The organism is Paenibacillus sabuli, assembly GCF_014705605.1.
Taxonomy (GTDB): Bacteria; Bacillota; Bacilli; order Paenibacillales; family Paenibacillaceae; genus Paenibacillus_D; species Paenibacillus_D sabuli.
Genome location: NZ_JACXIZ010000028.1, coordinates 69,046 through 82,235 on the forward strand (window position 1 = coordinate 69,046; position 13,190 = coordinate 82,235).

General features: G+C 62.8%; 13 protein-coding genes. 9 read left to right on the top strand and 4 right to left on the bottom strand.

Annotated features, from left to right (window positions below; translation table 11 throughout):
* Positions 1-7 precede the first annotated feature (7 nt).
* The 3 genes from IDH44_RS16955 (at position 8) to IDH44_RS16965 (ending at position 3,938) form a co-directional block, all read left to right on the top strand.
* Complete coding sequence (locus IDH44_RS16955; protein WP_190919675.1) at positions 8-1,720, top strand: response regulator; 1,713 nt, start codon at positions 8-10, stop codon at positions 1,718-1,720.
* A gap of 153 nt (positions 1,721-1,873) precedes the next feature.
* Positions 1,874-2,257: a hypothetical protein gene (locus IDH44_RS16960; protein WP_190919677.1), complete on the top strand. Its 384-nt coding sequence runs from the start codon at positions 1,874-1,876 to the stop codon at positions 2,255-2,257.
* A 433-nt stretch (positions 2,258-2,690) separates the two neighbouring features.
* Positions 2,691-3,938: a nitric oxide synthase oxygenase gene (locus IDH44_RS16965; RefSeq protein ID WP_190919679.1), complete on the top strand. Its 1,248-nt coding sequence runs from the start codon at positions 2,691-2,693 to the stop codon at positions 3,936-3,938.
* Between the two features lie 70 nt (positions 3,939-4,008).
* Here the strand turns inward: IDH44_RS16965 and IDH44_RS27000 are convergent, their stop codons facing one another.
* Positions 4,009-4,143 carry a hypothetical protein gene (locus IDH44_RS27000; RefSeq protein ID WP_263364395.1) on the bottom strand — a complete coding sequence of 45 codons (135 nt, stop codon included), beginning with the start codon at positions 4,141-4,143 and terminating at the stop codon, positions 4,009-4,011.
* Positions 4,144-4,669: 526 nt separating this feature from the next.
* On the opposite strand from IDH44_RS27000, the gene IDH44_RS16970 reads away from it, so the two are divergent.
* Both IDH44_RS16970 and IDH44_RS16975 read left to right on the top strand, forming a co-directional pair.
* Positions 4,670-4,975: an antibiotic biosynthesis monooxygenase family protein gene (locus IDH44_RS16970; RefSeq protein WP_190919681.1), complete on the top strand. Its 306-nt coding sequence runs from the start codon at positions 4,670-4,672 to the stop codon at positions 4,973-4,975.
* Between the two features lies 1 nt (position 4,976).
* On the top strand, positions 4,977-5,726 hold the full coding sequence (locus IDH44_RS16975) for an AAA family ATPase (protein WP_190919682.1): 750 nt from the start codon (positions 4,977-4,979) through the stop codon (positions 5,724-5,726).
* Positions 5,727-5,804: 78 nt separating this feature from the next.
* On the opposite strand, the gene IDH44_RS16980 is transcribed toward IDH44_RS16975, so the two are convergent.
* The 3 genes from IDH44_RS16980 to IDH44_RS16990 all read right to left on the bottom strand — a co-directional run bounded on the left by IDH44_RS16980 (position 5,805) and on the right by IDH44_RS16990 (position 8,392).
* Entirely contained in the window at positions 5,805-6,230 is a 426-nt protein-coding gene (locus IDH44_RS16980) for a hypothetical protein (protein ID WP_190919684.1), read from the bottom strand.
* Positions 6,170-6,568 carry a hypothetical protein gene (locus tag IDH44_RS16985; protein WP_190919686.1) on the bottom strand — a complete coding sequence of 133 codons (399 nt, stop codon included), beginning with the start codon at positions 6,566-6,568 and terminating at the stop codon, positions 6,170-6,172. The genes IDH44_RS16980 and IDH44_RS16985 overlap by 61 nt, the downstream gene beginning before the upstream one ends.
* 249 nt (positions 6,569-6,817) lie before the next feature.
* The gene (locus IDH44_RS16990; RefSeq protein WP_190919688.1) at positions 6,818-8,392 is read right to left on the bottom strand and encodes an MDR family MFS transporter; all 1,575 of its coding nucleotides are present in this window, start codon (positions 8,390-8,392) and stop codon (positions 6,818-6,820) included.
* 778 nt (positions 8,393-9,170) lie between these two features.
* Between IDH44_RS16990 and IDH44_RS16995 the strand changes: the two genes are divergently transcribed.
* The 4 genes from IDH44_RS16995 (at position 9,171) to IDH44_RS17010 (ending at position 13,187) form a co-directional block, all read left to right on the top strand.
* Positions 9,171-9,590: a MarR family winged helix-turn-helix transcriptional regulator gene (locus IDH44_RS16995; protein WP_190919804.1), complete on the top strand. Its 420-nt coding sequence runs from the start codon at positions 9,171-9,173 to the stop codon at positions 9,588-9,590.
* Between the two features lie 101 nt (positions 9,591-9,691).
* Positions 9,692-10,522 (top strand): SDR family oxidoreductase, encoded by an 831-nt coding sequence (locus tag IDH44_RS17000; RefSeq protein WP_190919690.1) that lies wholly within the window; start codon positions 9,692-9,694, stop codon positions 10,520-10,522.
* Positions 10,523-10,739: 217 nt separating this feature from the next.
* A complete protein-coding gene (locus IDH44_RS17005; protein WP_190919691.1) occupies positions 10,740-10,919 on the top strand; it encodes a hypothetical protein in 180 nt (59 codons plus the stop codon).
* A 504-nt stretch (positions 10,920-11,423) separates the two neighbouring features.
* Positions 11,424-13,187 carry an ABC transporter ATP-binding protein gene (locus IDH44_RS17010; RefSeq protein WP_190919693.1) on the top strand — a complete coding sequence of 588 codons (1,764 nt, stop codon included), beginning with the start codon at positions 11,424-11,426 and terminating at the stop codon, positions 13,185-13,187.
* The last annotated feature ends 3 nt before the right edge of the window (positions 13,188-13,190 follow it).

Below are 13,190 nucleotides of genomic sequence, written 5' to 3' on the forward strand. Positions count from 1 at the left end.
AGGGGCGATGGCACGATCCGATCCTGAGCAGCGTCCGGTCTATCGGGTCTTGCTCGTCGACGACGAGCCGATTATCCTGCGCAGCTTGCGGGCGGCGATCCCATGGACGGAGCTGCGACTCGAGATCGCGGGCGAAGCGCGCGGCGGCGAGGCAGCGCTCGAGCTGGCGGCGAGCGTCCGGCCCGACCTGATCATCAGCGATATCCGGATGCCCGGCTTGGACGGCATCGCGCTGATGCGGGAGGTCATGCGCGAGCGTCCGGAGCTGGTGTTCCTCGTCATCAGCGGGTACGGCGAGTTCGACTATGCGCGGGAGGCGCTGCGGCAGGGCGCCTTTGATTATCTGCTCAAGCCGATCGATCACGATGAGCTGGAGGGCATGCTCGCGCGGGCGGTCGCTCGGCTCGATGACCGGCGCTTGCAGCGCCAGATGGACGAGCGGCTGCGGCATTCCGTGCAAGCGTTGTCGCTGCTGGCGCGCGAGCGGCTGTATGCGGAGCTGATCGAGGGCAATCCTGCGCCGCTCAGGCAGATGCAGTGGCTGGAGCATAGCGAGCTGGAGCAGCCGTACTTCATGGCGCTCGTGCAGTTGGACCGCCTGATGGTGCTGGCCCGGCGCTGGGCGGCCGGCGAGCAGCGGCTATGGTTTTTTGCGGTGCGCAATATTGTGGAGGAGTGGGCGCAGGGCAGCGGGGCGATTACGGTGTTTCCGTTTCACAGCGGCGAATGGGTGTTGCTGCTGCCGGCCCGGCCGGGCGGCCGCAAGACGGCGCTGGCCGAGGAGCTGCTCGGCCATCTGGAGCGCTGCACCAAGCTGCGGTATTCGGTAGGGCTGAGCGGCGACGCCTGCGGCATGGAACGGCTCGGCGCGGCCTACGAGAGCTGCCGCCGCGCGCTGCGCGAGCGCTTCAGCCGCAGCGGCGCGGGCGTCTATGCCGATCCCGGAGCCGAACCGACCGCCTCGGAGACGCGTTATCCGAAGGCGCTGGAGCGCGAGCTGGTGGAGGCGGCGCGCATGCTCGACGAGCGCCGTCTGGCGGGGCTGCTCGCCCGCCTGCGGGCGGAATTCGGCCGCGCGCTGTTGCCGCAGGAGACGGCGCAGCGGTATATGAGCGAGCTGGCCATACTGGTGCATCGCCAGCTCGCCGATTGGAGCCCCGCCGTCGAGGGCGCGGCGGAGCCGTTGCTGCGTCAGCTCGACGAGGCGAGCACGCTCGAGGAGATGCTGGACGCCGCCGCGCGCACATTCTCCTCCTGGGTTGCCGCCGCTTCTGTCGGTCCGCCGCGCGAGGATGCGGCTGCCCTGATCGAGCGGGCGCAGCAGTATATCGCCGTCCGCTATCACGAGGACCTCGGGATCGACGAGCTGTCGGAGCTGGTCGAGCTGAGCACGAGCCGCTTTTGCGCCTTGTTCAAGCAGGAGACGGGCTTGACCTTTCTTGAATATCTGACGCGCTGCCGGATCGCCAAGGCCAAAGCGCTGCTGCGGCAGACCGAGGTCAAGGTGTATCGAATCGCGCCGCTCGTCGGCTATCAGGACCCCAAATATTTCACGCAGGTCTTCAAAAAATTGACGGGCTTGACGCCGACGGAATACAGAGAGCAAGGAGAGTCGGAGCCGGCTGCGCTGGCCGGCTCCGACAAGGGCGGCGTCACACCACACTTCGAGGTGACAGCGGAAGGGACGAGGGGCAAGGAGGCGGGCCGAGGTGCAAAGTGAAAAGCCAACGTGCCAAACAATCGGTCGAATTGCACAGAAAGCAGGGGCCGAAGGGCAACATACAGGGACAAAAGGTGGATAATTATAGGTAATGTGGTAAAGGAACGGAACTTTTTGGCATTCCCTAACGTCTACATAGTGAGGTGATTGCCGATGAGAAATGATACTGCAACAACCCGCAGCCGGACGAGCCGGCGTGGGGTCATGTGGTTCATTGCAGTAGTGGCCATGGCGCTGGCGCTCGCCTGGCCGGCGACGACGGCTTCGCATGCCGTTCCGCTCTATGGTGCGCACGCTGCGATGGCCGCAGCGGGCGTGGAAAACGAGGCAGTAGAAGCCGGCGCAACCGACGAACCATCGACAACAGCAGAGAAGGAGGCGTTAGCGGTAACTTACGTGCCGCTTGCCCTTCAGGACAATGCGCTCCTATGGGCGGGCGTGCTCATGGCAGTGATGCTGCTGACTGCGTGCATTCGCTACTGGATGCTGCGCGGACGGGCCGAGAGGGGGACAATGAAGCGGGCGAAAGCCAAGTGATAAAAAGAAAGGCACAATGGTGCAATGGCTATGTAATTGCAAAGGCTGTATGATGTTAGCGGTAGGATGCGAAGACGGTGTGATGCAGTTGCAACATGATGCGAAGGTTTCACCATGCATGAATTGTATGTATGGTATAAGCTGCATGACGAATAAAAGCTCTCCGGCTTGCTCGACGCCGGGAGCTTTTTTGTTGCGGAAAAAGCAGCGGGCAGGCGCACGGAGCCAGCTGCGCTGTCCCGTAGGACAGTAGCGGTATCGACCATGGATGAGGGGAGGCCTGCTGCAACCGGCATGAAGAAAAAGGCGTGCCGTTCGCGGCCCAAGCTGCCGACGATCTGTTGCGCGGGCGGGGGCGCGCCGGATGAAGGTTATGCTCGACGCTTCAAATTCGATATACTAGTAAGAACGACAAAGACAGGGAGTCCTGAGCATGATCGAAACACAGTTGCTGGAGGAGGCGCGGGCCTTTATCAGGCAAAGCTATGATGAAATGGGCCTTTCGGAGGAGGAGGCGGTCCTCCGCATTGCCGAGATCGAGCGTGAGACGCGGGCATGCGGCACGTACACGCACACAGCGGAAGAGCTCGCTTACGGCGCCAAGCTGGCCTGGCGCAATAGCAATCGCTGCATCGGAAGGCTTTTTTGGGAATCGCTCGTCGTGCGCGACGCGCGACATCTCACAGAAGAGGACGCGATGGCCGAGGCTTGCTTCGCGCATCTGCGTCAAGCTACGGGAGAAGGAGCGATTCGTCCCGTCATTACTGTGTTCGCGCCGGCGGACCGAGCGGGCGGCGGGCCGCGCATCTGGAATCATCAATTGATCCGCTACGCCGGCTACGCGAGCGAGGATGGCACAGTCCGTGGCGATCCTGCCTCCGCGGAGCTGACGCGCATCTGCACCGCGATCGGCTGGGAGGGCCAGGGCGGTCATTTTGATGTGCTGCCGCTCGTGCTGCAGGCCGCGCCGGACCGCCATCCGCGCTGGTACACCCTGCCCGCGGATGCGGTGCTCGAGGTACCGCTCGTGCATCCCGAGATCCCGGCAATTTCCGAGCTTGGCTTGCGCTGGTATGCGGTGCCGATCATCGCCGACATGCGGCTGGAGATCGGCGGCATCGTTTACCCGGCTGCGCCGTTTAACGGCTGGTACATGGGGACCGAGATCGGTGCGCGCAATCTGGCCGACCGGCAGCGCTACGACAAGCTGCCCGAAATTGCTCGGGCGATGGGCTTGCGCACGGACTCGGAGACGACGCTATGGCGCGATCGCGCGCTCGTGGAGCTTAATGTGGCCGTGCTCCATGGCTTTCGCGAGGCGGGCGTGACGATTGTGGATCATCATACGGCGGCGCGGCAGTTCGCGCATTTCGAGGCGCGCGAGCAGCGCAGCGGGCGCGAGGTCACCGGGCGCTGGTCGTGGCTCGTCCCGCCCTTGTCGCCGGCGACGACAGATGTTTTTCATCGTTCTTATCCCGACATCGAGCGTCGTCCGGCCTTTACGTATCAGGCTCCTGCGTATGCACGCGCCGATTGTCCGGGCGAGGCGCAGTCAATCTCGGACACGGTCGAGCGGCAGGGCGGCTGCCCGGCTTCGGGACAGGCTGAGCGGTCGGAAGGTTTCGAGCGAGCATTGGAAGAAGAGGCCTTCTGCCCGGCGACAGGCAAGCGACTTGACTGATCGTGACGAGGCGGCCTCGATCTCGCGGGCCTGGTACAGGGGCGCAGGGGTGAAGGCGTGCAAGGGGGAGTCAAGGCTGCTCTCGCTCGTCCTCCTCGATCCGCTCGCGCTGACGCTGCATCCGGAAGCGGATGGCTTCGTGCACGATTGCGCAGACGAGAGCTTGAGGCAGCAGGGTAAAGGCCAGTCCAATCCATTCATTCATCGTGATCTCCTCCTCATAGCCCCATTGTGGCCCGCCCGTCGGCGATGTATACCGGCTTCGCTCTCTGCGGGGGTTCCCGACAGTGGCGCAGAGGGGATATAGCGGGACATAGCTAGAACACAGCCGGTACACCTTACTTGCAAAGGATGAATGGCATATCGTCGCGCTTCGACAAATGTTGCGCATTCACCCAGACGAAATGAGGGACTTCGACAAGCGGGATGCCGTATAGTGGACATGCAGGCCTTGCCGCAAGCGGCTCGTGTGCGGACGAACGGCACATGAGCAGACGGGTGAACGTCTTCGCCGCGGCGGGCCTGTTTGGCTATGCCTTTCACGCGTCCAAACTATTCAGATTGATCACGATGGGGTATATTCTCAGTAATCGGGAGATGAAAGGCTCGTATGGTCCTACACAGGTCATGCGGCGATAGAAGTGCAGCAACGGCATCGGAAGTGAAATGCGAAGGCGGAAGTGCAGTCAGGAATCCAAAAGTGCAGGGTGGATACAAAGGAGGGGATGCAGATGTATATTGTACAATCGGTGGTGAACGTGCCTCAGGAGAAGGCAGACGAGGTCATTGGACTCTATCAGGGACGCTCGCGCATGGTTGACGCCTACGACGGCTTCGTCTCGTTCCAACTGCTGCAGAATGAACGCGATCCCGGCGAACTGACCGTGCATATGACTTGGCAGGACGAAGGTTCCTATGTAAAATGGGTGCAGAGCGACGCATTCCGCAAGGTGCACGAGCTGGAGAAAAATTATCCCGATCAGGAGCTGTCCGGCATCAAGCCGACCGTCCGGAGATATAAGGTGGTTGCGCACTAAGATGAATACAGCTTTTTTGCGATGGGTGGAGCTGGACCGCAGCGGCCTTCCGGCACAGCCGGAATACCCGTTCGACCTGCCGGTCCTCCACCAATTGGAGCGGCTCGCTTTTCACCCGAAAGTGACGTATCTAATCGGTGAGAACGGGATCGGCAAGTCGACGTTGATGGAGGCGCTTGCGGTGGCATGCGGCTTTAATCCGGAGGGCGGCGGCCGCAATCTGCAATTTGCCACGCGGGCGACGCACTCCGAGCTGCACGCCCATCTTCGGCTCGCCCGCGGCGTTCGCACGCCGCGGGACGGGTATTTTTTTCGTGCGGAGAGCTACTACAATGTCGCGACCCGCATTGATGAATTGGACGCGGAGCCGTCCTTCGGGGCGCCGATTCGCAATGCGTACGGCGGTCGGTCGCTGCACGAGATGTCGCATGGCGAGTCGTTTTTTGCGACGTTCATGCACCGCTTCGGCGGCCGCGGACTGTACCTGTTGGACGAGCCGGAGGCGGCGCTCTCGCCGCTGCGGCAGATGGCGATGCTCTCGCAGGTGCACGAGCTGGTGCGGCGCCATTCGCAATTCGTCATCGCCACGCACTCGCCGATCTTGATGGCTTATCCGGATGCCGCGATCTACACCTTGTCGCCGGAGGGCATCGTCCAGACGCCGTGGGAGGAGACCGAGCACTACGTGATCACCAAGCAATTCCTCAATCACACCGACCGCATGCTCGGCGAGCTGCTCCAGGACGAGTAAGGCCGAGCTGCTACGGCTTCCTTAAAGCTTGGCACAAGGTGGCGGCAAGTCGCTGTGTGCAGGGGGCGAGCGCTGCCTCTACCGCACGGTGAAGGTGAGCGAGACCTCCAGCGCTGCAGCTGTCTCACGCCCGGCGGCCGAATGCCGATCGGTCGCACGCCCAGCGGCCTCTCGCGCATCTTCTTCCGGACCGGCGGCCTCCTGACGCTCGTCCTCCAGACGGTAATCGGCCGTCGCGGTCACCGTGTACGTGCCCGGCGGCAGCGTGGAGGGGCGGACCGCCTCGAGCAAATAATCGCGAATGGCCAGGTTGTACTGGAGCAGATCCGCCGTCTCGAGCGGCGCGGACAGCTCGTCCCCCGGCTTATACACGCTGCGGTACAGCGCGTAGTCCGACAACAGTCGGCTCGACAGACCCTCGGCGTCGGTCAGCGTATAGGCGATCAGCGGCGAACCGTGCAGGAGGGCGAGCGTCTGCCCCCTGTATTCGCGAGCGTGGCCCATACCCGCAGCGGCTCGCCGATAGCGTACGTCGATTGTGCCGAGAAGAGGCGCAGCTTCAGCGACTCGTTCTGGTCGGCGGCATGCACGCTGGCTTTGGCCTGGCCGCTGGCGGGCTGGTCGATGTAGACGGTGCGGCTGCCCGGATCGTAGCTGGTATAACCGTCCATCTGCCGGGCCAGCTCGCGCACCGGGACGTACACATGCCCGTTTGCATACAGCGGCGCGCCTTCTTCTCCGCCGTCGTGGATTCGATTGTTCACGATCACGCGTCCGTCAAATACGAGCGCGCGGATCGTCTCGCCTGCCGCAATTGCGGAGGCGCTGAGCAGGAAAAACAAAGCGCAGCTCCCAGCGCGCGGGGTCCGGCGGCATGACGGCGGTCGGGCGACCACTCTATCAGAGCAGGAGTGGCCGCAGCCTAAGTCTGGCGGTCCGGCTGGGAGCGCAAAAAGGCCAGGTGGGCGTTGCCACCTGGCCTTGCTTCTTCCTCTCATCGCAATAAAATTGCATCTAGGCGCGGGCCGCCACTCGGTCAAAGAAGGTTTGGCCCGAATGGGACAAGACCGCTGCGTCTCCGGCCTGCTGCACTATTTCGTACCGGCGGTCTTGACCTCGCCGGGCCTCCGGTCGGCCGCCCGGTCGGCGGCTTCCTCCTGCGAAGTCTGCACCCGGTCGCCGCCCATGAACAGGATCGTGATTGCCGCCAGGCCAATCGGGACGAGCGCCCACAGGAAGATGTCCGTGATCGAGGAGGACATCGCGGCGGTGACGCGCTCCAGCACGGCCTCGGGAATCGCGGCGCGCTGCTCCGGCTGGAACAGCTGCTGCGGATCGAGCGAGCCGAGCGGCGGCGCTGCATCGGCGCCGGCCCCTGCCGCAGCGCCGAGCGCGCTCTCGAGCCGGCCGGCGAACAGCTTGCCCTGGATGGTGCCGAACACCGTGACGCCCAGCGTCATGCCGAGCGAGCGCAGGAAGGCGTTGGTCGAGTTGGCGGAGCCGCGGTAGCGCGGCTCGAGCTTGTGCAGGGACGCCGATGGCAGCAGCGAGAACGAGAAGCCCATCCCGAAGCCGGCAATTACCATATACACGGTCAGCAGCGCGCGGCTCGTCTCCGGCGACATGCCGCCCAGCAGCAGCATGCCGGCGAAGTAGCACACGACCGAGATCAGCATCAGCGTGCGGAACGGTACGCGCGTCTGGAACACGCCGCCGATCATGCTGCCGGCGACCGAGCCGAGCATCAGCGGCGTCAGGATCAATCCGGCGTTGGTCGCAGAGCCGCCGTATACCGCCTGCACGAAGATCGGAATGAACACCGCCAGAATGATGAAGGTCGCGCCATAAAAGAAGGCGAGCAGCTGCGCCGTCGCAAATAAGCGGCGGCGGAACATCCAGAAGGAAATGATAGGTTCGGCTGCGCGTCGCTCGACCATGAAAAAAGCTGCGAAGAAGACAACGAACCCGGCCAGCAGGCCGATGATCTGCACCGAATCCCAGCCATAGGTCTTGCCGCCGAGCTCCAGTGCGAACATCAGGCACACGATCGCCAGCACGAGGGTGACGGCGCCGCCCCAGTCGATGCGCTGCTTGGTATGCGCGAGCGATTCCTTGTAGCAGCGCGCGATCAGCACGATGGAGACGATGCCGATCGGGACATTGATATAGAAGACCCAGTGCCAGCCGATCGAATCGGTAATGAGCGCGCCGAGCAGCGGGCCGAATACGCTCGATGCGCCGAACACGGCACCGAGTAGTCCGGTCATCCGGCCGCGGCGCTCGGGCGGGAAGATGTCGAAGATGATCGTGAAGGCGATCGGCAGCAGCGCGCCGCCGCCGATGCCCTGAATGACGCGATAAAAAATAAGCTGCTCCATCGATTGGGCAATGCCGCAGAGCGCCGAGCCGACGAGAAAGACGATCAGCCCGAACAAAAAGAAGCGCTTGCGCCCGTACATGTCGGAGAGCTTGCCATAAATCGGCATGCCGGCCATCACCGCCACCATATAGGCCGCTGTGACCCAGACGAACAGATCGTAGCGTCCGAGGTCGGACACGATGGTGCCCATCGCCGTGGCGACGATCGTGTTGTCCATGGCCGCCATCAAAATGCCGAGCAGCAGCCCGGTGACGACCAATTTGAGATTGCTATCCTTGGCGTTCATGCAAATGAGGACTCCTTTGCGATGGTTTGTACTTTTGCTATACTAAAGTTAGCGAGCGGCCTAACGGACTCTATTCGGCTCTAACGGTTGCCAGCGTGCTTATTCCGATCCATTTCAGGCGATTTCCTGGCTAACGGTTGCTACAGCGCTTATTTGCCCCCAATCGCGTTTTTTCAATTGATTTCACAGAAATAAGCCCTGTGGCAACCGTTACGATTTGATCGATGCCTTTTCAGGTCGATTAGCCTCTGTGGCAACCGTTAGGTTCAAGAAGCGCGTATACGTTTCGCCTTGAAATCCAGCAGGTAAAAGTCTCACTTTTTATACTTGCCAGATTTCTCGGAACGAAATGTACCGCGCTCAAAATAAGGAGCGCGTATACATTTCGCCTTGAAATCCAGCAGGTAAAAGTCTCACTTTTTATACTTGCCAGATTTCTCGGAACGAAATGTATCGCGCTCAAATAAGAAGCGCGCATACATTTCGCCTTGAAATCCAGCAGGTAAAAGTTTCACTTTTTATACTTGCCAGATTTCTCGGAACGAAATGTATCGCGCTCAAATAAGAAGCGCGCATACATTTCGCCTTGCCACCATAGAAAGGAGCGGAAATGCGGCTCCTTGTCTAGCTTGCGCGGAACGAAACGAATCATGTCCGTAATATAGACATGACTCGTTTCGCCTTGATCTTCAAGATAAATCGATTGTATGGGGAGGTGGGGCTGTTGTCAAGGGACGAGCAGGGAGGCGGCGACGCGCTCGCCGAGCTGCAGGAGGCGATGCGCCGGCTGAGCACGCGGATCGTGCTGTTCCAGCAGCACGCGGCCAATGCGCTCGGTCTGATCCACACGGACATCAAGACGGCGGATATTCTGCATGAGACCGGACCGATCACGGCGGGCGAGCTGAGCCGCATCACCGGGCTCACGACCGGCACGGTGACGGCGCTCGTCGATCGGCTGGAAGCGGCCGGCTACGTGCGCCGGGAGCGCGACACCGCGGACCGGCGCCGGGTCATCATCGTGCCGGTCGATACGCGCCAATCGGACATTCAGGCGGTCTATGCGCCGCTGGCAGCGGCAGTCCAGCACATGGGTGCGCAATACAACGAGGAAGAGCTGGCTCTGCTGCAGGATTTCGTGCGGCGCATCTCCGGGGTATACGAGGACGAAATGCAGCGTCTGACTGCGCGTGAGTAAGCATCGTATATAGCAAGTATGGCTAACGATCTGTGAATGCTGCGGGAATGGCCAAGCTCTCCTGCACAGAGCAACAGGGGAGAAAAAGGAGCGATGAACAAATGACACAACAGAGGAACAGCACGGGACTCGGAGGCGTGGCTGCGGGCGACGGTCTGGAGGGCAAGATCGCACTCGTCAGCGCGGCGAGCCAGGGACTGGGGTATGCGACGGCGCTGCGGCTGACCGCCGGGGGCGCGCACGTGGCGATGTTCAGCCGCTCGGTGACGCGAATTGCGCAGGCCGCGGACCGCATCGCCGAGGCGACGGGGCAGCGGCCGCTGGCGCTGACCGGAGATATTCGCATAGCGGATGACGTGCGCCGTGTCGTCGCGGAGACGGCGGAGGCATACGGCGGATTGGACATCATCGTGCACAATGCGGGCGGGCCGCCGGCCGGCAGCTTCGAAGCACTACGCGACGAAGACTGGCAGCAGGCGCACGAACGCAATTTCCTGAGCGCGGTGCGTCTCGTGCGCGAGGCGCTGCCGCATCTCAAGCAGGGCGGGGGCAGCATCGTCAATGTCGTCTCGATCTCGGTGAAGCAGCCGCTGGGCGGACTGATTCTCTCCAATGCGTATCGCGCCGCGATTGTCGGGCTGGCAAAGTCGCTGGCCGACGAGCTCGCGCCCTACGGCATTCGGGTCAACAACGCCGCGCCCGGACGGATTGCCACCGAGCGGATCAAGGAGCTCGACGCGCATCAGGCCAAGACGCAGGACCGGCCGCTGGAGGAGATCGAGCGCGGCAGCCTGCAGGCGATTCCGCTCGGCCGCTACGGTGAGCCGGCGGAATTCGCGGAAGCCATTGCCTTCCTCGCTTCCGATCGGGCGTCGTACATTACCGGCGCCACGCTGCAGGTGGACGGCGGCATGGTGCGGGCGATCCAGTAGCGGGAGCGGTCGCGCATGTCGAACAAGCCACACCGAACAAGCCATACGGAATGGGAGCGCCGTGAGATGCGCAGGTCGGGCCCCCTGGGAGCTCCCAGCGCGCGGGGTCCGGCGGCATGACGGCGGTCGGTACGGGCAGCCTTGGCCTGACGATGTATAAGCATGGCTGCTGCGTGCGACAATAAGCCGACATTCCATACAAGGAGGCGCATTTCACATGGGCAAATCCAACGACAAGCGTCTGCACGGCGGCCGCGGACGCAGCGACAACAACGGCCAGAGCACATCCGGCGTACGCGGCGGCGAGCTTGGCAACGGCCGGCTCAGTCCGTTCAAAAACAACAACCCCAAGGGGGAGCGCGAGCTCCCCAACGAGTACGTGTCGAAGGATGAGTAAACAAGCGGCAGAGATCGGCTTACGGCCATCTGGTGAGCCGCGATCTCTTGTCGCAATAGCCATTCACGCATGGCACCCGGGATTCGGCCCAGCACAAAATCATGCCAGACCCGCCATTGACAGCCACTCCCGTTAATGGTAAAGTGACAAATAGTATTTCAGTGAAAGGAGGATTACGTTCGATGAGACAGCATACCCAGCACTACATCGCAGCCGCATACCCAGTCACCCCGAACGTAATCTGCCCTTTTCTGATGCATCGCTGCTAGCGATTGCAATCTCGCTTGGTTCTCAAGGGCGTACGGTTACGGTTCACGTAGCCGTGCGCCTTTATTTATAGGCATTCCTGCGCGACCTGCGTCTTTCTTCATTCGAAGGAAGGGCGGGCTTCGCGGGACCCCAAAGAGGCGCACGGTCAGACTTACTGGCTGTGCGCCTTTTGGCGTGGCCGAGCGGCAGTCCGCAAGAGATGGAAGTAGAGAGAGACAGGAAGGTGAAACTGGCATGTTCGTCGTGTTGAAAAAGTTAAACTGGTACTTCGCCATGCAGTGGAAGCGGTACACGATTGCGGTCGTACTGCTCCTGCTGACCGGCATCATCGACATCATCCCGCCGTGGCTGATCGGCCATATGATCGATGGCATCCACCAAGGCACGATTACGCCGTCGCGCTTCATGGAGCTGATGGTCTTCTGGGGCGCGCTGATTATCGGCGGCTATGCGATCATGTATGTCTGGCATTATCAATTGTTCGGCGGAGCGTTCGTACTCGAGCGGCTGATGCGCTCGCGGCTGATGCGCCACTTTCTTCGCATGACGCCGACGTTCTACGAACGCAACCGTACCGGCGATCTGATGGCCCGCTCGACCAACGATCTCAGCGCGATCGCGCAGACGGCGGGCTTCGGCATCCTGACGCTCGTCGACTCCACGCTATTCATGGTGACGCTGCTGATCGTGATGGCGGCGGCGATCAGCTGGAAGCTGACGCTGGCGGCGCTGCTGCCGCTACCCTTCATCGCGCTGGCGATCAGCCGCTACGGCAAGCGGATCCACGAGCGCTTCACCGATGCGCAGCAGGCGTTCGGCGGGCTCAACGATCAGGTGCTGGAGGAGGTGTCCGGCGTGCGCGTCACCCGCGCCTTCGTCCAGGAGCGCGCGAGCATGGCCCGCTTCCGCGCCACCACGGACGAGGTATACGGCCGCAATATCGCCGTCGCCCGGATCGAGGCGCTGTTCGAGCCGACGATCAAGGTGCTCGTCGGCGCGAGCTACCTGATCGGGCTCGGCTTCGGCGCGTACCTGGTGTTCCGCGGCGAGATCACGCTCGGCGAGCTCGTCTCCTTCAATGTGTTCCTCGGTATGCTGATCTGGCCGATGTTCGCCATTGGCGAGCTGATCAATATCATGCAGCGCGGCAATGCCTCGCTCGACCGCGTGCTGGCGACGCTCGGCGAGCAGCCCGACATCACCGACGCGCCGGCCCCGCGGCAGGATGCCGAGCCGGGCGACATCGCCTTCGAGCGCTGGACCTTCCGCTATCCGAGCGCGGCGACAGACAATCTGCGCGCGCTGACCTTCGCCCTGCAGCGCGGTCAGACGCTGGGCATCGTCGGCCGCACCGGCAGCGGCAAGACGACGCTGCTGCGCCAGCTGCTGCGGGAATATCCCGGCGGCAGCGGCAGCGTGACCATCGGCGGCGTGCCGCTCGCCGACATTCCGCTCGAGCGGCTGCTCGGCTGGATCGGCTACGTGCCGCAGCAGCCGGTGCTGTTCTCCCGGTCGGTGCGGGACAATGTCCGCTTCGGCCGCCCCGAGGCGAGCGAGGCCGAGCTGGAGGAGGCGCTGCGGCGAGCGGCGCTGCTGCGCGACATCGCGCAGCTGCCGGACGGCCTGGAGACGATGGTGGGCGAGCGCGGCGTCGCGCTCTCCGGCGGGCAGAAGCAGCGGGTGAGCATCGCCCGCGCCCTGATCGCGCAGCCGGAGGTGCTGCTGCTCGACGATGCGCTCTCGGCGGTCGACGCCAAGACCGAGGCGCAGATCGTGGACGGCATCCGCGAGGCGCGCGCCGGCAAGACGACGCTGATCACGACGCACCGGCTGTCGGCGGTCCAGCATGCCGATCTCATCCTCGTGCTGGAGGACGGCGCGATCGTCGAGCGCGGCACGCACGCCGAGCTGCTGGAGCTGGGCGGCTGGTACAAGAAGCAATACGACCGTCAACAGCTCGAGTCGCAGCTGGACGAGGACGGTGAACAAGCGAGGTGAACA